Below are 20803 nucleotides of genomic sequence, written 5' to 3' on the forward strand. Positions count from 1 at the left end.
CGTCTTTTCCTTGCACCGCAACGGGTTCGGGCGTGTCCGCACCGACCACCACGGCGACCACCCACCGCACTCACGCCGTTACGCGGAAAGGCTCAGTATTGCCTGTCGGCTGGCGGCAAGGCAAAGTAGTTTGGACGCGATGGACGGCACCGCCGGTAGACAGCATGATGAATGCCACCTCCTGGCTCGACTCTTCGATCGCATCCAAACAAGTAGGCGAACTGTTAGAACGCGGCCTGAATTACTCGGCAACGTCGGACCATCAGAACGCACTCAGGTACGCTGCTTCGTATTACGTCAGCGCGAACGCGGATGTAGACGTCGAACCGGCAATCGGTCTAGCCATCTCCGGCCTGCAGCTACTGGCACATCAGCGCCTAGTAAACGAAAAAAGAAAGTACACCTCTTCCAACGCCTTTGAACGTGCGGCGGGGAACACGGAAGGCGAAATCCGGGAATTCTTGGACGATTGCCAGATTGGCACTTCAATTCCTTCACATCTCTCTGAACTGCAAACGGCGGCAGCAGCTATGCCACCCGGACAGGGACCTGAACGGGATGCCCTCGGCGCTGTCATATACCTCCGAAACAAGATGGTTCATCCAACGAAGACTTTGGACAAGTGGAATGTTTATGTCTGGGCCGAAGCCAGCTTGGTAGCGTGCCACTTTCTCAGGCTTGGCATCCTTAACACGCTGGGCTATACGGGGCAGCACAAATCCGCGTTGTCACTCAACCGCTGGACAGGTGCAGTTGATCCAGTTCCTTGGGCCCAATGAGGTTAAATCGAAGCGATCATGTTTAGCGCAGCAGCGATGATGCCGCCTGTTGGGCTGACAATTCCATGGCGTAGCGTCTTCCAGCGTCCCATGAGGACCACGAAGCCGCGTTTCACTTGTCAGCGCAGGCCAATTTGCAAGCGAACGTAGCTATCGACATGGTTTCTCGCCACAGAGCCACGCCTCCCATGCATCCGTGAGAATAATGCCCAGTTCAGATCTGAATGGACCCCAACCAAGAACGATATCTGCGCGATTGATTTCTGCGATGAGGTTCGGTGGCTCCGGCTGGGGTGGTTGGCGGCGAATCGGAATGCGGCTGTTGGTAACCTGCTCGGCCACGGCCACCACGCTAGACATGCTCGTCCCGACGCCTGAGCCAAGGTTGACGGCTTGGCAGACTCCGGGGACACAAGCGGTTAGGGCGAGCCGGAGGCCGGTGGCAACATCAGCCACATGGACGAAGTCCCGCACCGCCGACCCGTCGCCATTGAGGGTTACGTAGTCGAGTTGGCCGGTGATTGCCCGGAAGACGTTCGGGATGATCCTTGCGCGGTCGGTGTCAGTGACGCCGTCGACTGCTCCGGCGATGTTGAACGCCGGAGGGACTGTACAAATAACGGCTGATCGACCGATCAAGGGAGAGACGCCAGATGACGACCGAGACCACCGTGGGAGAGCCGGCCGCCGGGACGGTGGGTGCGGTCACGGATGAGCAGTTGATCGCGATGCTGGTCGATCGGGCTCGTGGTGACGGGTTGAAGCTGACCGGTGAGGGCGGGCTGCTGCAGCAGCTGACCAAGCGGGTCCTCGAGTCCGCTCTCGAGGGAGAGATCACCGACCACGTCGGCTACGACAAGCACGACCCGGCCGGTCGGGGCAGCGGGAACACCCGCAACGGCAGCCGGACCAAGACCGTGCTCACCGACGTCGGCCCGGTCGAGGTCCGGGTTCCACGCGACGCCGCCGGGACATTCGAGCCGCAGATCGTGCGCAAGCGCCAGCGGCGCCTGACCGGCGTTGACGACATGGTGCTGTCGCTGTCGGCCAAGGGCCTCACCCATGGGGAGATCGCCGCGCACCTGGCCGAGGTCTATGGCGCCGAGGTGTCGAAGCAGACGATCTCCACCATCACCGACAAGGTCATGGACGGCATGGCCGAGTGGCAGAACCGACCCCTCGACAGGGTGTATCCGGTCGTGTTCATCGATGCCATCAACGTCAAGATCCGTGATGGTCAGGTCGCGAACCGCCCGATCTACGTCGTCATGGCGGTCACGGTCGACGGCAACCGGGACATCCTCGGGATCTGGGCTGGTGACGGCGGTGAGGGCGCGAAGCACTGGCTGCATGTGCTCACCGAGCTGAAGAACCGCGGCGTCGCCGACGTGTTGATGCTGGTCTGTGACGGGCTCAAGGGCCTGCCGGACGCTGTCGCGACGGTGTGGCCGCGCACGATCGTGCAGACCTGTGTGGTGCATCTGCTGCGTAACTCGTTCCGGTACGCGGCTCGCCAGGACTGGGACAAGATCGCGAAAGCGCTCAAACCGGTCTACACCGCGGCGACCGAGGACGCCGCGACCGAACGGTTCCTCGAGTTCGCCGAGACCTGGGGCAGAAAGTACCCGGCGATCGTGAAGCTGTGGGAGAACGCCTGGGCCGAGTTCGTGCCCTTCCTCGCCTTCGACGTGGAGATCCGCAAGGTCATCTGCTCCACGAACGCGATCGAGAGCGTGAACGCCCGTATCCGCAAGGCCGTCCGCGCCCGTGGGCACTTCCCGAACGAGGCCGCAGCACTCAAGTGCGTCTACATGGCGTTGATGAGCCTCGACCCCACCGGCACCGGACGCCGGCGGTGGACCATGCGCTGGAAGGCACCACTGAACGCCTTCCAGATCGCCTTCGAAGGCCGGCTCACCCCGGCCAACAACTGACCACCTCAACAACCAAGATCAGTCGTTAACTTGACAGACCCCCTGCGGACCGCGCTGAACGAGGCGGTCCGCCGTCAACACCTGGTGCGCAATCCCGCCAGCCTGGCGAAACCGCCCCGCCTCGAAGACGAAGAGGTCGAACCGTACTCGGTGGAGGAAGTGCAGCGGCTGTTGCTCGCCGCGAGCGAGCGGAGAAACAGCGCGCGGTGGGCAATCGCGCTGGCACTCGGACTGCGGCAGGGTGAGGTGCTGGGCCTGAGATGGAATGACGTGAACCTCAACGATGGAACGCTTACCGTTCGCCGCGCCCGGCAGCGCCCCAAATGGAAGCACGGTTGCACGAAACCGTGCGGCCGGAAGTTCGGCGGTCACTGCCCGGACCGGCAGCCATTACGCGCGGAAACCGCCGACACGAAATCGCGGGCCGGTCGGCGCAGTATCGGACTTCCGGACCCCCTGGTTGCCCTGCTACGCCAGCACCGAAAAGAACAGGACGCCGAGCGCGAGACCGCCGCGCAACTCTGGACGGAAACGAGCTATCTGTTCACCACGCCGACCGGCGGCCCGGTGAACCCTCGCACCGACTACACAGAATGGAAGCGACTGCTGGCCCGCGCCGGACTGCGCGATGGGAGGTTGCACGACGCTCGGCACACTGCGGCAACGGTGCTGCTGATTCTCGGCGTGGCCGAGCGTGCCGTGATGGGCATCATGGGGTGGTCGGATTCCGGCATGGCCCGGCGCTACCAGCACCTCACGGGACAGGTTCGCCGCGACGTGGCCAAGCGGGTCGGTGGTCTGCTCTGGCAGCCCAAGCCAAGGGCCGATGACGACCCGGAGGACGGCGCGGCGGGGGTGCTCAGCCAGGCGTCGTGAGGGCAACTGAGACCAAAACTGAGACCACGACAGAGAAACGCCCGGTGACTCGCGGAGAGTCGCCGGGCGTTTCGCCTGTTACAGAGCGGTGGCGGCGGGATTTGAACCCGCGGAGGGCGTAAACCCTCACACGCTTTCGAGGCGTGCTCCTTAGGCCACTCGGACACGCCACCGCCGACGAGGATACAGGAACCCCGGGTCGGGTGCCGAACCGGTATCCCTCCCACCGGCCTGGCAGGATCTTTGCCATGAGTACGCACATCGGCGCGAAGCCGGGCGAGATCGCCGAGCGGGTCCTGATGCCGGGCGACCCGCTGCGGGCCAAGTGGATCGCGGAGACCTACCTCGAGGACGCCACGTGCTACTCGACGGTGCGGGGCATGTTGGGCTTCACCGGGCGCTGGAACGGCGTCGCGGTCTCCGTCCAGGGCTCCGGCATGGGCATGCCGTCCGCCTCCATCTACGCCCACGAGCTAATCAACGAGTACGGCGTGAAGACCCTGATCCGGGTCGGCTCCTGTGGTGCGCTCACCGAGGATCTCCAGCTCCGTGACGTGATCGCGGCGATCGGGTCGTCGACCGACTCGAACATGAACCGGGTGCGTTTCGACGGGTTGATCGACTACGCCCCGGTCGCCGACTTCGGGTTGCTGCGTACCTCGGTGGAGGTGGCCGAGCGGCGCGGCATCACCATGCGGGTCGGGCCGGTCCTCGCCGCCGACGCCTTCTACACGGACCGGCCGGATCTGTACGACACCCTCGCCGACTACGGCGTGCTGGCGGTGGAGATGGAGTCAGCCGCCCTCTACACGATCGCCGCCAGGTTCAAGGCCCGCGCCCTGACCATCCTGACGGTCAGCGACCACATCAAGACCGGCGAGAAGACCACCGCGCAGGAGCGCGAGCAGACCTTCGCCCAGATGGTGGAGGTCGCCCTGGACACCGCCGCCTCCTGACCGCGACTCGCCACGGGGCAGCGGCGCGCAATGGAGCCGATGTAGCGGTATCGCCGGCACGCGGATACCGCTACATCGGCCCCATCGAGTTGATCATCTGGGGCCGCCGTCCCGCATGCCCGAGCCCACCCCGGCCGGCGGATATCAGCGGAAGAACGCGCGCAGGACGGCGGCGGTCTCCGTGGCCAGGACGCCGGGGTAGACCTCGGGGCGGTGGTTGAGGCGGCGGTCGCGCAGGACGTCCCAGAGGGAGCCGGCGGCCCCGGTCTTGGGTTCCCAGGCACCGAAGACGACGGTCGAGATCCGGGCCAGCACCAACGCTCCCGCGCACATCGTGCACGGCTCCAGGGTCACCACCAGCGTGCAGTCGTCCAGCCGCCAACGGCCCAGCCGTTCGGCAGCCCGCCGCAACGCCAGCACCTCGGCGTGCGCGGTCGGATCCCCGGTCAGCTCCCGTTCGTTGCGGCCGACGGCCAGTTCGGTGCCGTCCGGGCCGTAGACCACCGCGCCCACCGGCACGTCCTCCACCGCCAAGCCGGAACCGTCGGGCCCACCGGAACCGCCCGGCCCGAAGACACCCTCACCGGGCTCCTGCGCCCCGCCGGAACTGCCGGCGGAGGGCGACGCCGGGCCGGTGACGGCGATCTCCAACGCGCGGCGCATCCACAGCTCGTGCCGCTGTCGGCGGCCGGCGGAACCGGGATCGGCCAGCCGCTCGGTCACCCCCGGACCGACCCGCCCGGCCGCGCCGGGCGTCGGCTGCCCCGGCCGTACGGTGCCCAGGGCGGGATCGGTCGCGTCGGTCGCTCCCGCGGCACCCACCCGCGGCGAACCACCACCGGTCAGGGCCGGCCCCCGCGCACCACCGGCACTCCAGGCCGACCCCGCCGGACCGTCGCCGGTCGGTGGAGGGTCAGACCTCACGCAGCTCCTCGACCTCGTCGGCGCAGCCGAGCACCTGGCACACCTCGATGGTCACGTCGGCCGGGAGCATGCCCTCGTGGGCGCAGAGCTTGAGCAGACGTTGGGCGGAGATGCCCAGGTCGGCGAGGATGTCGGCGTCACCCACCGGGTCGGCCTCGGGGTCCACGACCGGTTGTTCGTTCTCCTCGTCGCCCCCGCTGACGGTGGTCGACGGCGGCTCGTCGACGTCGTCGAGGCCGGTGACCGACGTCTTGAGGTCACCGACGAGCAGCGCGCCCAGCCGGGACTCCTCCGCGTACGCCGAATCGGAACCGAAGACCCGCAGGTCCTCCCCCTCGTCGAGGCGCAACAGCACCAGGTACGCGTCATCGGCCTCGACGAAGAGCAGCGACACGTCGGCTTCCGGTTCGACGTCGCGCAGCCGGTCGGCGACCTCGTCGATGTCGGCGGCACCCCGTAGGTTGACCTCGGCGGCGTTCCAGCCGCCCTCGTCGCGCACCAGGGCGGCAGCGAAGTACGACATGGTTCCCCCAAAGACCTCGGCACAGCCGACTCGTTACGCGTGCACGTTAACCGGTCGAGTCGGCAGCCGACCGGTCAACGCCCCGAAGGACCGTCCAATCCTGGAAAGTTCGTCAGCCGGCGACGCGGCGACGGGTGGCGATCAGTTGGCGCAGTCGCTCGGTGCGTTCCCGCTGCGGCCGGACCCGCTGACGTACCGCGCGGGCTCCCGCCAGCTCGGCGAGAATCTGCAGGCGACGGCGGCTCCGCTCGGAGTCGAGCCGCGGGGTGTTCCAGGCCATACCGAAGAGCGTCCCCAGTCACAGCGGGTACGTCAAGATGGTGCGGCAAACGAAGCCGCGCGACGACGTAGCGTCACCACATCGGCCAGTCCGCGCTGACCGCCCACCGCACCACGACGATCGCGAACGCGATGCTCCAGCCGCCCCCGGTGACGATCGCGACGCCGGTGCCGATCCCGCGGTCGCCGTACCGGACCAGGACCAGCGCGACGAGCCAGGCGAGCGCACCGGCGACGACCGTCCACCAGGCGTAGCCGCCGACGTCCCGGCCGAGCAGGCCGAAGAGCACCAGCCAGGCGGCGGCGAGCGCACCACCCGCGGCCACGGCGGCACCGGTGACCGGGTGCGGTTCGCGCCAGGTCGGCCGCCGGGGCGGCCCGGAGGGAAAGAGACCCGAGGGGACGTACGGGACCTGCCCCGCGACGGGTCCGGGCTGATGGTTCGTCGTCACTGTTCCCCCTCCCGGCCGACTGTTGGCCGAACGGACCGGCGGGCCCGCGCCGGTGGGCCGGTGGGCGGCCCCCGGTCCGGCCGGTGCTGCTGTCGGTGCGACCTCCACCGTATCCGTCTGCCAGGATGTCCGAATGTCCTCGCTCCGACCCGGCCGACGTCGCACCCGTCCGGCGTACCCCGTCCTGCTGCTCGTGGGGGCGTTGCTGGGCGGCTGCGGGACGGACCGACCGACCGCACCCCCGGTCTGGGACGGCCCGACGGCCGTGGCGACCGGCGACCAGCCGGCGACCCCGACGGGTTCGCCCGGCACGCCGTCGGCCACGTCGAGCCCGGCCGGAACGCCGTCTGCCACGCCGGACCCGGCCGCCCTGCGGCGGGTCTTTCCGGTACGGGCGGGGAACGTCGACTACCACCCGACGCACTCGGGTTATCCGGGCACCGACATCTTCGCCGACTGCGGTGAGCCGGTGGTGGCGGTCACCGACGGGACGGTCCTGGAGGTGAGCCGGGTGGACCGGTTCGACAGGAAGGGGCCGCAGGGGCCGTACAACGGTGGTCTGTCGGTGTCGCTGCTGGGCGACGACGGGGTGCGGTACTACGGTTCGCACCTGAGCGTGATCAGCGCGGGGATCGACGCGGGGGTCCGGGTGCGGGCCGGCCGGCAACTCGGCGAGGTGGGCCGGACGGGGAACGCGAACAACGTCTGTCACCTGCACTTCGGATTGTCGCCGAAGTGCACCGGGCACGACGACTGGTGGATCCGGCGGGGTGTGGTGGGGCCGGCGAAGTACCTGGATTCCTGGCGGGGCAAGGGCAACCGCTCGCCGGTCGCCGCGGTGACCGCCTGGGAGCGGGAACACGGCTGTCCCCGCGCGCCGCGCGGCTCCTCGGGCGCGGGCTGAGCGACGGTCCGGGCGGCCGGACGCCGGAGGCGGCATCGGCCGGACGCATTGACGTACGTATTACCCGTCGGTTAACGTCCCGGGATGAGAGAGCGCTCTCTCATAGAACTAACCTCCCGAATCCGACGAACCGCGCGCCGCTGGTCGTCCCGGCGACCCCGCGCGGAGGAGGCACGATGACACCTCCCGTCCCCCGACGCCCCGCCCCCTGGGTGCTCGCCACCACCACCGCGCTGGCCGTCCTCGTCGGCGGCCTCACCCTCACCACCGCCAGCACCCCCGCCGAGGCGGCCGACGTCGGCGCCGGCAGCTACACCACCGATCCGGTCGGCCCGCTCCCCAGCGGCTGCGGCGACCTGTCCACCAATCCCCGGCAGTACGCCACCGCCAACGCCCCCGCCGGGCCGGTCCCCACCAACGACTGGTGGTCGTCGCTGCTGTGGAAGAAGACGAACTGCTCCTACAGCGAACCGCTGCACGCCCACCCGCTGTCGTACCAGACGTTCGGCGACGGGCTCGGCTTCTCGGCGCCGTCCACCGCCACCGTCACCGGCACCTCGACCGGGGTGGGCGAGTTCAAGTACACGTACACCGAGGACATCCGGGTCGGGGTGGCCGCGCTCGGCGCTCCGGTCGTCAAGGTCGACGACTGGTCCGACTGGACGGTCACCCCGTACTGGAGCGACGGGGCGCGGACCCTGCGCGCCACCATCGGCCACGGTCTGCCCTTCGCCTACTTCCAGGCCACCGGCGGCGACGCCCAGATCAACCCGACCGGTGGTGCCGCCACCGTCTGGTCGAACACCGGCGGCACCATCGGCTTCACCGTCCGGGGCCACGACTACGTCGGGTACGCCCCGACCGGGGCGAGCTGGACCGTCACCAACGGGCGGATCACCTCCACCCTGGCCGGCAAGGGCTACTTCTCGATCGCCCTGCTGCCTCCCACCGCCGACGCCACCGCCCGCGCCGCACTCGCCACCAGCTACGGCCGGTACGCCCACGCGCACGTCACCGGCACCCGGGTCGGCTACACCTACGACCCGGCGACCAGCACCGTGAACACCACGTACTCGTTCACCACCACCGCCCGGGAGGGCACCGCCACCCAGACCGTGGTCAGCCTCTACCCGCACCAGTGGAAGGCGCTCGCCGGATCCACCCCGCTCGCCCAGACCTACCCGTCGGCGCGTGGCCGGATGAAGGTGCTGGTCGGCGTGGACGCCTTCCGCACCGCGATGACGTTCCACGGCGTCCTGCCCGAGCTGCCCGCCGTCGGCACCGGATCCGGGGCCGACCTGACCCAGCTCAAGGAGCAGCTCGCCGCCGTCCGGGGCAACCCGATGGACCAGCGCGGCAACGACACCTACTGGACCGGCAAGGGCCTCGGCCGGGCCGCCCGGATCGCCGAGATCGCCGACCAGGTCGGCGACACCGAGACCCGCAACGCCGCGCTGAACGCCATCCGCAGCACGCTGACCGACTGGTTCACCGCCACCCCGGGCAAGACCGCCAAGGTCTTCTACTACGACCGCAACTGGGGCACCCTGATCGGCTACCCGGCGTCGTACGGGTCCGACCAGGAACTCAACGACCACCACTTCCACTACGGGTACTTCATCGCGGCGGCGGCGACGCTTGCCAAGTTCGACCCGGCGTGGGCCGCGCAGAGCCAGTACGGCGGCATGGTCGACCTGCTCATCCGGGACGCCAACAACTACAACCGGTCCGACACCCGCTTCCCCTACCTGCGGGACTTCGACATCTACGCCGGCCACGACTGGGCCGCCGGGCACGGCTCGTTCAACGCCGGCAACAACCAGGAGTCCTCGTCCGAGGGGATGAACTTCGCCAACGCGCTGATCCAGTGGGGTCAGGCCACCGGCAACACCGCCGTCCGCGACGCGGGCGTGTTCATCTACACCACCCAGGCCGCCGCGATCCAGGAGTACTGGTTCGACGCCGACGACGAGAACTTCCCCGAGGCGTTCGGGCACTCCACCGTCGGCATGGTCTGGGGCGACGGCGGGGCGTACGCGACCTGGTTCAGCGCCGAGCCCGAGATGATCCAGGGCATCAACATGCTCCCCGTCACCGGCGGCCACCTCTACCTGGGCTACCGGCCGGCGTACAACAAGGCGAACTATGCCGAGCTGGTCCGCAACAACGGCGGCGAACCCACCGTGTGGCAGGACATCCTCTGGCAGTTCCTGGCCCTCGGCGACCCGGACGCGGCGCTGGCCAAGCTGCGGGCCAACCCCGGCTACACCCCGGAGGAGGGTGAGAGCCGGGCACACACCTTCCACTGGGTCCGCAACCTCGCCGCGCTCGGCCAGGTCGACACCACGGTCACCGCCAACCATCCGCTGGCCGCCGTGTTCAGCCGCAACGGCGCCCGCACCTACGTGGCCAGCAACATCACCGCCGCACCCCTGACGGTGCGCTACTCCGACGGGACCAGCCTCACCGTGGCGGCCGGGAAGACCGCCACCACCGGGGCGTACACCTGGAGCGGCGGCAACGCGGGCGGCGGCATCGACCCGAGCCCCACGCCGACCACGTCGCCGACACCGACGCCGACCGGCCCGAGCCCCACGCCGACCGGCCCGTCGCCGACCCCGACCAGCCCGACCCCGCCGCCGACCACCCCGCCGGCCGGTTCACCGGTCAGGTTCCTGCTGCCCGGTGGTGGACTCGGGGCGGCCGGCGCCGCGACGACGACCACGGTGGCCGGCACCGGGGGCGCGAACCACGACGGCACCCCGACCAACCCGGTGGTCTTCACCGCCACCGGCCTCCGCCTCACGTACGCGGGCGGCCAGACCGGGTTCGACCTGTTCCTCGACGCCGGCCAGTCGGTCGGCAACGGGGTGCAGACCCGGGTCTCCTACGACCTGACCGGTGACGGCACCTTCGACCGGGTGGAGACGTACCGCTACTTCGCCACCGACCCGGTGCCCGGCTACGAGCACTACACCCAGAACGTCGGGCTGCTCTCCGCCACCGGCACGTGGGGCAACCTGGCCGGCGGCACGGTGAAGGTGGAGGTCTGGTCGGCGATCGGCGTCAACCCGTCCACCCTCGGCATCGGCAACCAGTCGGTGGTGAAGCTGCCGTACTCCTGATCCGACGTTCCACCAACACACCCCGCGCCGCCGGTCGTCCCCCGACCGGCGGCGCGGGCGCGTAGGTTGCAACGCATGAGCGCCAGAGATCCCGTCGCCGACCTGCGCCGGATCGCGTTCCTGCTGGAGCGGGCCAACGAGGCCACCTACCGGGTACGCGCGTTCCGCTCGGCGGCGGCGACCCTCGCCGCGCTGCCGGCGACGGAGCTGACCGAGCGGACCCGGGCCGGCACGCTCACCGACCTGCCCGGCGTCGGTGACGTCACCGCCCGCTGCGTCGCCGAGTCGCTGGCCGGCGAGGAACCGGTCTACCTGCGCCGGCTGGTCGCCACCGAGGGCACCGACCTGGACGAGGCGGCCGGCGCGCTGCGCGCCGCGCTGCGCGGGGACTGCCACACCCACTCGGACTGGTCCGACGGCGGGTCACCGATCGAGGAGATGGCGCTCGCCGCGGTCGAGATCGGTCACGAGTACCTGGTGCTGACCGATCACTCGCCCCGGCTGAAGGTGGCCCGGGGCCTCACCGCCGACCGGCTGCGCCGGCAGCTCGACCACGTGGCGGCGGTGAACGACGCGCTGCCCGAGGGCTTCCGCATCCTCACCGGGATCGAGGTGGACATCCTCGCCGACGGCTCCCTCGACCAGGACGAGGAGCTGCTGGCCCGGCTCGACGTGGTGGTCGGCTCGGTGCACAGCGGACTGAACGACGAGCGGGCGAAGATGACCCGACGGATGCTCGCCGCGATCGCCAACCCGCACCTGGACATCCTCGGCCACTGCACCGGGCGGATGGTGTCGTCCCGGCCGGCCGGGGTGACCGGCCCGGGTGACCGCGGGCACCGGGCGCGGACCCGGGCCGAGAGCGAGTTCGACGCGGACGCGGTCTTCGCCGCCTGCGCCGCGCACGACGTGGCCGTGGAGATCAACTCTCGGCCGGAGCGGCAGGACCCGCCGAAGCGGCTGATCCGCCGCGCCCTGGAGGCCGGCTGCCGGTTCGCCATCGACACCGACGCGCACGCCCCGGGCCAGCTCGACTGGCAGCGGTTCGGCTGTCAACGGGCGGCCCTGTGCGGCGTTCCCGCCGACCGGGTGGTCAACACCTGGCCGGCGGACCGCCTGGTCGACTGGACCCGGTCCCGGTCCTGACCGTCGCCCCGCGCGTCACCGCCCGCCGGCCCGTGTGATCCACTCCCGTGCGCCGTGGTTGCGGTATCCGGACGGGCCGGGGTCAGCGGGTGGCGGTCTCCACCGCCGCCGAAACGGCAGGCGGGCCGGCAGCGACCCGCCCCCATCGGGTACGCCGGGCAGCCGACGCCGTCGACGGGGGCCGACCAGGCCCTGCGCGACGGCGACCCCGAGCAGTACGACCAACGCGCCGACCGGCTGGTGCCAGTTCAGCCGCTCGCCGAGCACCAGCGCGCCGATCAGCACCGCGAAGATCGGGACCAGGTACGTCACCGTGGAGGCGGTGCTCGCCCCGGCCACCCGGATGTTGCGCAGGTTGATCACGAACGCCAGCCCGGTGCCCAGTGCGCCCAGGACCAGCACGCTGGCCACCACCGGCAGCGACAGGCCGGTCGGTGCCGGCGGCGCCCCGGCCACCAGCGGCCCGACCACCGCCAGCTGGGCGGTGGCCACCAACAGCTGCGCCGTCGAGAGCGACAGCCCGGAGTACGCGCTGCCGGCGACGAACTTCTTCTGGTACGGGATGGCCACGCCGTAGCAGGCCGCCGCGCCGAAGCACATCAGCTGGCCGGTGAAGTGCGCCCCGCCCACCCCCTCCCAGACCCCCAGCACCACCAGCACGCCGAGGAAGCCCAGCCCGAGCCCGACAGCGGCCCTCGCGCTCAACCGCTCGGTACGGAAGACCAGCACCGCCAGCGGCAGCACGAACAGTGGTGTGGTGGCGTTCCAGATGCCGGCGAGCATCGACTCGACCCGCTGCTCCCCGTAGCCGAAGAGGGTGAACGGGATCGCCACGCCGAACGCGGCGACCACCACCAGGTGCGCCCAGACCCGGGGCTCGCGGGGTAGCCGGTCACGCAGCAGGACCAACACCACCAGCAGCGTCGCCGCACCGGTCGCCACCCGGTAGAGGGTGAGGTGCAGCGGGTGCAGTTCCTCGACACCGACCTTGATGAACAGGAAGCTGGAACCCCAGATCGCGGCGAGGGCAAGGAAACCCGGCAACCAGCTACGCAGCTCGGACCGGTCAGGAGTGGTGTGGCTTGTCACCCCTTGCACTCTGCCGCAGCGGTACGACGAAGTCGCGCCGATTTCGCCCTTCGTGTCGTCGGCCACAGAAGCCGGAGCGACACCTGCCGGTCGGTGCGCCGGCCGGGACGCGGGAGCCGGCGACGAGCGCTGACCTCGACCCTGCTCGGCCGCGACGACGACGGTGGCCACCCGGTCGTGGGCCGGGCTGGCGGTCGACCAACGGCTGCGCTCGCCCGTCGACTTCGCCCGGCCCGCCTGCTGCCCGGCACCTGACAGATGTGCTCCACAACCGGAGCCCATCATCACGTAGGGTCGCAACGTGGGACGAATCGATGACCTTGCGAACCGGTACGTGGCCGACTGGGCACCGCTGAGCCCGACCGGCGCCACCTACGTCGGCATCTCCGGCTACGACGACCAGCTCGACGACCTCTCGCCCGCCGGCTACGAGGCACGGGCCGAGCTGACCCGACGTACCCTCGCGGACCTGGACGTGACCGAGCCGGAGTCCGAGGCGGAGCGGACCGCCAAGGAGGCCATGCAGGAACGCCTCGGCCTGGAGCTGGCCCGCCACGACGCGGGCGAGATCACCAGCGAGGTGAACGTCATCGCCAGTGGGCTGCACGAGATCCGGATGGTCTTCGACCTGATGCCCACCGACGACGAGCAGGGTCGGGCCGACGTCGCCGCCCGGCTCAACCGCTTCGCCGGCACCCTGGAGGGCTACAAGACCACCCTGCGCGAGGCCGCCGCCGCCGGCCGGGTCAGCTCCAAGGTGCAGCTGATCGAGGTGGCCAAGCAGTGTGACACCTGGACCGACCCGAACGGCGACAACTTCTTCCACGGCCTTGTGCAGCGGTTGGACGTCGACGGCACACTCGGCGCGGAACTGCGCCGGGGTGCGGCGGCGGCGACCGCGGCGACCGCGGAGTTCGGCCAGTTCCTGCGCGCCGAACTGGCCCCGCACGGGCGGGACAAGCAGGCCGCCGGCCGGGAGCGGTACGAGCTGGCCTCGCAGTACTTCCTCGGCGCGAAGATCGACCTGGACGAGACGTACGCCTGGGGTTTCGCGGAGCTGGCCCGGTTGGAGTCCGAGATGCGGACGGTGGCGGGCCGGATCGCCGGGCCGGGTGCCACCGTCGACGAGGCGGTGACCGCGTTGGACGCCGACCCGGCCCGGACCATCCAGGGCAAGGAGGCGTTCCGGGACTGGATGCAGGCGCTGGCCGACAAGGCGATCGGCGAGCTGCACGGCACCCACTTCGACATCCCGGAGCAGGTCCGCCGGATCGAGTGCTGCCTCGCCCCGACCAGTGACGGGGCGATCTACTACACCGGGCCGAGCGAGGACTTCTCCCGTCCGGGGCGGATGTGGTGGGCGGTGCCACAGGGCGTCACCGACTTCTCCACCTGGCGCGAGGTGACCACGGTCTACCACGAGGGTGTCCCCGGCCACCACCTCCAGGTCGCCCAGACCGCCGTCCGCGCGGAGCTGCTCAACCGCTGGCAACGACTGCTCTGCTGGGTCTCCGGCCACGGCGAGGGTTGGGCGCTCTACTCGGAGCGGCTGATGGACGAGCTGGGGTACCTGGAGGACCCGGGCGACAAGCTCGGCATGCTGGACGGGCAGGCGTTCCGCGCGGCCCGGGTGATCATCGACATCGGCATGCACCTGGAGCTGGAGATCCCGAAGGACAACCCGTTCGGCTTCCACCCGGGCGAGCGGTGGACGCCGGAGCTGGGTTGGGAGTTCATGCGGGCGCACTGCCGGGTGCCGGACGAGAACCTGCGCTTCGAACTGAACCGCTACCTGGGCTGGCCGGGGCAGGCGCCGTCCTACAAGGTCGGCGAGCGGATCTGGCTCCAGGCCCGGGAGGACGCGAAGGCCCGCAGGGGCGCCGACTTCGACCTCAAGGAGTTCCACCGGCAGGCGCTCGACCTGGGCGCGCTCGGGCTGGACCCGTTGCGGCGGGCGCTCGCCCGGCTCTGAGCCCGGACGGGCCGGTGCGGATGAGTGGCCGGGGGCGGGCCTGGGCCCGCCCCCGGCGCACCTGGGGGTGGAGTAAGGCTCAGGGGACGCTGAGCGCCAGCGCGGGCCGGGCGGTCAGCGTGTCGGAGTCGACGAACGCCAGGTCGATCACCGGGTCGGTGAAGGTGATCGGAATCGGCGAGGTGATCGGGATGCCGTCGGGAAACGGCAGGTCCGGAGTCAGCGTGATCTTGATGCCGAGCAGCCGGCCGACGAACCGGGTGGCGTAGAACGCGACGTCGCCCTGCACCGTCAACTCGTCGGTGACGTACTGCTGGACACGGCTCCCCGGTCCGTCCGCCACCAGCTTGAAGTCGGTGGTGACCGCCTTGCTCATGCTGAACTTGAGCACCTCCAGCGTGCCGTCCGAGGTCGGCAGCTCGACGATGCCCTCGAACCGCAGCCCGGTCATGGTGACCTTGGTGCCGGTCAACGTGGACGGCTGGGCGGCGACGCGGGGCTGCCCCGGCTCCGGGGCGAGCCTGGGCAGTGGCTTGCCGACCTCGACCCGCTTCGGGGCACTCGGCACCGGCGTGCGGCACGATCCCCGGCCGGGCCGGGCGGAGTCCGTCGGGGACCTCGGGGCGGACCCCTTGGCCGGGGCGGTCGTGCTCGGCGTCGGCCGGACGACGGACCCGACGGCTGGTGTGCCGCCGGTGGGCCCGGGGGTGGGGGAAGCTACGGTCGTCCCGGCGTCGCTGTCGTCGCCGGTGAAGAGGTCGGTGATGCCGTCGAGGATGTCGGTGAGCAGGTTGCCCTCGGGCGTCTCGGACGGTGTGGGGCTCGGGCTGGCCGAGGCGGATGGACGCGGGGCGGGTGCCGACGCGGTCTTCGTCACCGTGGGACAGGGTGGCTCGGCGAGTGCCGGTTGCGCCCCACGGACCGAGAACAGCGCAGCCATGGTGGCGGTGGTCAGCACGAGCAGAGTCGCGTACAGCCGCGGATCCCGGTGGGTCGGACGGTAGGGGTCGTCGCCCGGCTCGATAGTGGGCAGCACCTGCGTGGTGTCGACGACGCCGGGGTCCGTCCGAACGGGTTCGCGGAGTGGATTGCGCGGTCGGGGCAGCGTGTCGGTCAGCGGTCCGGTGGCGTCCTCCTCTCGCTGCCACGGCATCAGCTCGTCGACGAGGGGCGTCTCCTCCACGGCCGGGCCCGCCTCCACGGCCGGCTCGTCCCCGGCGGGGGTCGGTGCCGGGGCGCGGGCCGGCACCCAGGCGAAGCCCAACGCGCTTCCGACCACGCCCAGGAGCAGCCCGACGAAGAACCCGCCGAGGTTCACCCCGATCAGGGAGTAGACAGCCGTCACCGCCGCGATGACGGCGTAGAAGTGGCGCTGCTGCGGGGTGAACCACATGAGCATCCCGCAGGTGAGCAGGATGGCCGGGATCAGCCAGGACAGGAAGCCGGTCGGCCCCATCTGGAAGGTGAGACCACCGAGGCTCATCTGGGTGGTGGCGAAGATCTCCAGGCCGGCCAGCGCGGTGAGAAGTCCGCCCCAGAACGGCCGCGCCCCTCGCCACCGACGGAAAGCACGCCACGCCTGGCCGATCCGGCTCTGCCGGGCGGGCTGCACCTGGGCGGTTGTCACGTGTCCTCCTGGTGGTTCTGACGTGGGTGGAACGAAGCCGAGGCCCGTGGCGGGTGCCCGCCACGGGCTCGGTCCTCAGATCAGAAACACTCCTTGGCGGCGGCACCCACATTGATCTTCAGCTTCAGTCCGTTGAGGGTGAAGATGCCGGCGCTGGTGGACCGGGCCACCTGCTCGAGGTCCTTGATGACGACCTTGTCGGCGCTCTGCCCGAAGGACTTCGGGGTGGCGCCGGCATTCAGGTCGGTCGCGTCTCGACCGATCTTGATGTTGGTGAACTCCGCGTCGCCCCCGAGCGAATCCATGTCGATCAGCAGGCCCTCGGCGGTCGCCGGCTTGCCGCCGCCGCCGGCGTTGATGGTGAGCACGATCGGCATGTCCGGCACCTTCACCGATTGGCAGAGGTCGTAGAGCTTGGCGTCGGTGATCTCGGAGACGGCCACCGGGTGGGCGGTCCCGTCCTTCTCCTTCACGAAGCCGCCGTACTGCTTGAAGCCGGTGCCCTCCAGCTTGGAGGCACCGACCTTGAAGGTCTGCCCGGAGACGGCGAACGAGGCGGCGATGGCGCCGTTGGCCATGCCGAAGACGATCGCGCCGGCTACCGCAGTGGCCGGCACCATCATCGCGGCGAAGCGACGCCACTGCGTCCCGCCCTTCACCTGGCGGTCTTCCGATTCACTCACGGGGTTCTCCTTGGGAGAGGTCAGCACCGAGCGCGGTCGCAGCTCGGGAGGGAGGTGGGGGGGTGCTGCGGTTGCCACCGGGCCGGCGGCCTCGTGCAGTACGCGTTTGGGATGTTCCCGCGAAGCGACCTACCTCACAAGCCCTCTTGCTACCAGCGGGTAACGACTAGAGATCTTCACGACGCCGGTCGTCACCTACGGTTAACCTCAGCGCGACATGAAGCTCGCCCAATTCACCCAGATCACTGCGCCTGAAACCGTCTTCGGCACCCTGAGTAGGGGAGGTCGAGCAAACATCACTTTTTGATAACGCCGCCCTGGTGGTTTCCTGTGGGTGATGACCTCGACGCAGCGAGACTGGGCGCGGCGAGCTGTGCCGCCGGCCACTCCGGGATCGCCGCAGGACGCCCTTGCCCGGTCGATTCGCGCGCCCCGCACGCCGGTGTCGGAGCGACCATCCGGACACCGTGCCACGAACGTTCACACACGGCGTGACCGGCTACGACACGCGGCGGTGAGGATGGCTGGAGGCACGCTGTCGGCTGGCCGTCCGGTTGGCTACCGTAGGTGTCCCTGGGGACCGCAACCCCACGTGGTACGTCCGATCGAGGTGGCTGTGACCCTGTACGGCGACAAACAGGTCTCCGACGACCGCCCCACGGTGCTGGTCACCGCGGTGAGCTGGCCGGGCGAGGACGGGCCCACGACGGCCGAGAAGGCCGCGGGCTCGGGTTCCGGCGGCGGGCCGTGGTGGCGACGTGGGCGGGTGCTGCTCGCCGGTGAGGTGACCACCGTGGTGCTGGCCGGGGTGGTCGGCGCGGGCGCCTGGGCGTACGCCGGGGACGTCCCGCGCGGCACCACCGTGCTCGGCACCGAGCTGGGTGGTCGCAGTCGGGCCGACGCGGCGAAGGAGCTGCGGGCCGAGCTGGAGAAGCGGGCCGGCACGCTGAACTCCCCGCTGACCGTGGTGGTGGGTGAGAACCGGGCGGAAATCAACCCCGCCGACGTCGGCCTGGCGGTGGACGTGGACGCCACCGTCGCCGCCGCCACCGACGCGCAGGCGCATCCGGTGGACCGGCTGTTCGGCTCCCGTACGGTCGAACCGGTGGTGACCGTGGACACCGCCAAGCTGGACACGGCGTTGCGTCAGGTCCTCGGCAAGCAGGGCCGGGACATGACGATGCCGGCGATCATCTTCACCGGCACCACGCCCAAGCCGGTCTACCCGAAGCCGAGCCTGTCGCTGGACGCGGAGCAGTCGGCGCAGGTGGTCCGCGCGGGTTGGCTGACCGGGCAGCCGGTGACGGTGCCGGTCGTGGAGAAGAACCCGGTGACCACCCGGGAGGAGGTGGACCGGCTGGTCGCCGAGCTGGCGAAGCCGGCCGTCGCCGCTCCGGTCACGATCACCTCGGACAAGGGGTCGGTCAGCGTCCCGCCGGCGGCGATCGCCCGCGCGCTGCGCTTCTCGGCCGACGACGAGGGGAAGCTGACGCCCCGGGTCGACGTGAAGCGGCTCCGGTCGGCGCTGGGCACCAAGTTGGCCGCGATCGAGTCGACGCCGAAGGACGCCGGCCTGACCATCTCCGGCGGCAAGCCGAAGGTGGTGCCGGGCCGGGCCGGGCAGCAGCTCGACTCGACGACCCTGGGAAGGGACCTGCTGGCGGTGTTGCCGAAGACGGACGGACGGACGGTCACCGGGCAGCTGAAGACGGCCGAGCCGGAGCTGACCGAGGCGAAGCTGGCCGAGCTGGGCATCAAGGAGCGGGTCTCCACCTTCTCCACGAAGTTCCCCGGCGGCCTCTCCTCGCCGCGCAGCCAGAACATCATCCAGGCGGCGAAGGACGTGGACGGCACGATCGTCCAGCCGGGGGAGACGTTCTCGCTCAACGCGCACACCGGTGAGCGCGGCTACGACCAGGGCTACCAGGACGCCCCGGTGATCGTCGGCGGCAAGTTGGTGCCCGGGGTGGGTGGCGGCGTCTCCCAGTTCACCACCACGCTCTTCAACGCCAGCTACTACGCGGGCCTCCAGGACGTCGAGCACAAGCCGCACTCGTACTACTTCAGCCGCTACCCGGCGGTCATCGAGTCGACGATCTTCTGGCCCGACCTGGACTTCAAGTTCCGCAACAACACCCCACACGGTGTGTTGATCGACACCGCGTACACCTCGAACACGATCACCGTGTCGATGTGGAGCACGAAGATCTACGACAGCGTCAAGACCGAGTACGGCCCGCGCCGCAACATCACCTCGCCGAAGACGGTCCACCTGGAACCCGGCCCGAAGTGCATCGCCGCCGCCGGCAGCAACGGCTTCAGCCAGGACGCCTACCGGGTCATCAAGAAGGACGGCAAGGTCGTCAAGCGGGAGAAGTTCAGCTGGACCTACGACCCGGAGCCCAACTTCGTCTGCGGCCCCAAACCCTCCTGACGCCGGGCACGAGCGAGCCCCGCCGGCCGGTCGCCGGCGGGGCTCCGTGCTTCTCGGGTACGCCCCAGCGCGCTGCCCTCCCGGGACCGCCGTGCCGTCGGGCCAGACGCCCTTCGTGGCAGGCCGGTGTCCCCGGGTGCCCCGAGAGAGGTCAGGGGCGGGCGTCGGCGAGCCCCTGGCGGACGCCCTCGGCGTCCCGGTCGGCACCGTAGACGGGGGTGTCGGGCTGCTGCCGCCAACTCTCGTCCAGGGTGCCCGCGTCCACCGGGTCGAAGCCGAGCGCGTCGACGAGCTGCATCACCAGCTGCTTGGCGTCGGCGTCGTCCCCGGCCACCGGCAGCGCGATCCGGTCACCGGTGCCGGCGGGCTTGCCCTGGTCCATCAGGTGAAGGGCCTGGATGTTGTTGAAGGTCTTCACCACCCGGGCGCCCTTGAGGTGGTCGGCGGTCCAGCGGCTGGAGCTGAGGCTGCGGTCGAGCAGTTCGGCGATGTCGCCGTCGCGCTGTGGGTAGTAGTTGTTGGCGTCGACCACGATCTTGCCGTCGAAGAGCTGGGCCGGGAGGTCGGGCACCGCGAGCAGCGGGATCGCCACGACGACCAGTTCGGCGTCCTGCACGGCCTGTTCCAGGGTGCCGGCGACGGCCCCGGTCTCCCGGGCCAGCTCGGTGAGGCTCTCCGGGCCCCGCGAGTTGGTGACTGTCACGTCGTGCCCGAGGGAACGCAGCCGTCGGGTGAGGGTGCCGCCGATGTGCCCCGAACCGATGATTCCGATCTTCATGACCACTCCTGCCTCCGCCGGTCCCGACGGTCAGATCCGGTCCTACGGTCAGCAGGTACCCCGACCGGTCCGTTCCGATTGCGGACGAGGCGTACGCCACGTCACGTCTCGCTGCCACGGTGAGCGGGACCTGCCGGAGCCGGTCCCGCATCGACGGTACGAGGTGACGGGTGTCGTTCGGGGCGATTCACCGAACGCGGTGGTCATGTCATCGTGTGGTGGTGGTCAAATGCCAGTAGGCCCGCCCCGTGGTGGGGTGGGCCTACTGGTGAAAGGTTGTCCGGCGGTGTCCTACTCTCCCACACCCTCCCGAGTGCAGTAC

Annotated in this window: 17 protein-coding genes, 1 tRNA gene and 1 pseudogene; 9 read left to right on the plus strand and 10 right to left on the minus strand. The window is 70.1% G+C overall.

What is annotated here, in order from left to right; genetic code table 11:
• Positions 1–779: hypothetical protein (locus ACIG87_RS31445; RefSeq protein WP_396855253.1), on the plus strand; the 779-nt coding region annotated here is incomplete at its 5' end.
• 150 nt (positions 780–929) lie between these two features.
• Here ACIG87_RS31445 and ACIG87_RS31450 read toward each other — a convergent pair.
• On the minus strand, positions 930–1418 hold the full coding sequence (locus ACIG87_RS31450) for an NAD-dependent epimerase/dehydratase family protein (protein WP_396855254.1): 489 nt from the start codon (positions 1416–1418) through the stop codon (positions 930–932).
• A gap of 89 nt (positions 1419–1507) precedes the next feature.
• Here ACIG87_RS31450 and ACIG87_RS31455 point away from each other — a divergent pair, with 89 nt between their 5' ends.
• Positions 1508–2713, plus strand: a complete 1206-nt coding sequence (locus tag ACIG87_RS31455) for an IS256 family transposase (RefSeq protein WP_396855266.1) — start codon at positions 1508–1510, stop codon at positions 2711–2713.
• Positions 2714–2755: 42 nt separating this feature from the next.
• Positions 2756–3589: pseudogene (locus ACIG87_RS31460) on the plus strand (tyrosine-type recombinase/integrase); the annotation flags it as partial.
• 86 nt (positions 3590–3675) lie between these two features.
• On the opposite strand, the gene ACIG87_RS31465 reads toward ACIG87_RS31460, so the two are convergent.
• Positions 3676–3762 (minus strand) — tRNA-Ser (locus ACIG87_RS31465).
• Between the two features lie 75 nt (positions 3763–3837).
• On the opposite strand from ACIG87_RS31465, the gene deoD reads away from it, so the two are divergent.
• Positions 3838–4545, plus strand: a complete 708-nt coding sequence (gene deoD, locus ACIG87_RS31470; protein ID WP_396855255.1) for a purine-nucleoside phosphorylase — start codon at positions 3838–3840, stop codon at positions 4543–4545.
• A gap of 144 nt (positions 4546–4689) precedes the next feature.
• Here deoD and ACIG87_RS31475 read toward each other — a convergent pair whose 3' ends face one another.
• The 4 genes from ACIG87_RS31475 to ACIG87_RS31490 form a co-directional block, all read right to left on the minus strand.
• Positions 4690–5268, minus strand: a complete 579-nt coding sequence (locus ACIG87_RS31475; RefSeq protein ID WP_396855267.1) for a nucleoside deaminase — start codon at positions 5266–5268, stop codon at positions 4690–4692.
• Between the two features lie 190 nt (positions 5269–5458).
• Entirely contained in the window at positions 5459–5992 is a 534-nt protein-coding gene (locus ACIG87_RS31480) for a tRNA adenosine deaminase-associated protein (protein ID WP_396855256.1), read from the minus strand.
• Positions 5993–6104: 112 nt separating this feature from the next.
• Positions 6105–6272 carry a hypothetical protein gene (locus ACIG87_RS31485; protein WP_219465151.1) on the minus strand — a complete coding sequence of 56 codons (168 nt, stop codon included), beginning with the start codon at positions 6270–6272 and terminating at the stop codon, positions 6105–6107.
• 73 nt (positions 6273–6345) lie between these two features.
• Complete coding sequence (locus ACIG87_RS31490) at positions 6346–6723, minus strand: hypothetical protein (RefSeq protein WP_396855257.1); 378 nt, start codon at positions 6721–6723, stop codon at positions 6346–6348.
• Positions 6724–6856: 133 nt separating this feature from the next.
• On the opposite strand from ACIG87_RS31490, the gene ACIG87_RS31495 reads away from it, so the two are divergent.
• From ACIG87_RS31495 to ACIG87_RS31505, 3 genes are all read left to right on the plus strand, one after another.
• Complete coding sequence (locus ACIG87_RS31495) at positions 6857–7627, plus strand: peptidoglycan DD-metalloendopeptidase family protein (RefSeq protein ID WP_396855258.1); 771 nt, start codon at positions 6857–6859, stop codon at positions 7625–7627.
• A gap of 176 nt (positions 7628–7803) precedes the next feature.
• The gene (locus ACIG87_RS31500) at positions 7804–10752 is read left to right on the plus strand and encodes a glycosyl hydrolase (RefSeq protein ID WP_396855259.1); all 2949 of its coding nucleotides are present in this window, start codon (positions 7804–7806) and stop codon (positions 10750–10752) included.
• Positions 10753–10827: 75 nt separating this feature from the next.
• Positions 10828–11898, plus strand: a complete 1071-nt coding sequence (locus ACIG87_RS31505; RefSeq protein WP_396855260.1) for a PHP domain-containing protein — start codon at positions 10828–10830, stop codon at positions 11896–11898.
• 15 nt (positions 11899–11913) lie between these two features.
• Here ACIG87_RS31505 and ACIG87_RS31510 read toward each other — a convergent pair whose 3' ends face one another.
• On the minus strand, positions 11914–12987 hold the full coding sequence (locus ACIG87_RS31510) for a DMT family transporter (RefSeq protein WP_396855261.1): 1074 nt from the start codon (positions 12985–12987) through the stop codon (positions 11914–11916).
• 301 nt (positions 12988–13288) lie between these two features.
• On the opposite strand from ACIG87_RS31510, the gene ACIG87_RS31515 reads away from it, so the two are divergent.
• Positions 13289–14959 carry a DUF885 domain-containing protein gene (locus ACIG87_RS31515; protein ID WP_396855262.1) on the plus strand — a complete coding sequence of 557 codons (1671 nt, stop codon included), beginning with the start codon at positions 13289–13291 and terminating at the stop codon, positions 14957–14959.
• A 79-nt stretch (positions 14960–15038) separates the two neighbouring features.
• Here the strand turns inward: ACIG87_RS31515 and ACIG87_RS31520 are convergent, their stop codons facing one another.
• Together ACIG87_RS31520 and ACIG87_RS31525 are read right to left on the minus strand one after the other, a co-directional pair.
• The gene (locus ACIG87_RS31520) at positions 15039–16586 is read right to left on the minus strand and encodes a DUF6114 domain-containing protein (RefSeq protein WP_396855263.1); all 1548 of its coding nucleotides are present in this window, start codon (positions 16584–16586) and stop codon (positions 15039–15041) included.
• An 80-nt stretch (positions 16587–16666) separates the two neighbouring features.
• A complete protein-coding gene (locus tag ACIG87_RS31525; RefSeq protein WP_396855268.1) occupies positions 16667–17209 on the minus strand; it encodes a DUF6230 family protein in 543 nt (180 codons plus the stop codon).
• Positions 17210–17879: 670 nt separating this feature from the next.
• Here ACIG87_RS31525 and ACIG87_RS31530 point away from each other — a divergent pair.
• Positions 17880–19703 (plus strand): VanW family protein, encoded by a 1824-nt coding sequence (locus tag ACIG87_RS31530; RefSeq protein ID WP_396855264.1) that lies wholly within the window; start codon positions 17880–17882, stop codon positions 19701–19703.
• Positions 19704–19854: 151 nt separating this feature from the next.
• Here ACIG87_RS31530 and ACIG87_RS31535 read toward each other — a convergent pair whose 3' ends face one another.
• Positions 19855–20481, minus strand: a complete 627-nt coding sequence (locus ACIG87_RS31535) for an NADPH-dependent F420 reductase (RefSeq protein WP_396855265.1) — start codon at positions 20479–20481, stop codon at positions 19855–19857.
• Positions 20482–20803: the final 322 nt, after the last annotated feature.

The sequence above is a fragment of the Micromonospora sp. NPDC051925 genome (genome assembly GCF_044548625.1).
Taxonomy (GTDB): Bacteria; Actinomycetota; Actinomycetes; order Mycobacteriales; family Micromonosporaceae; genus Micromonospora.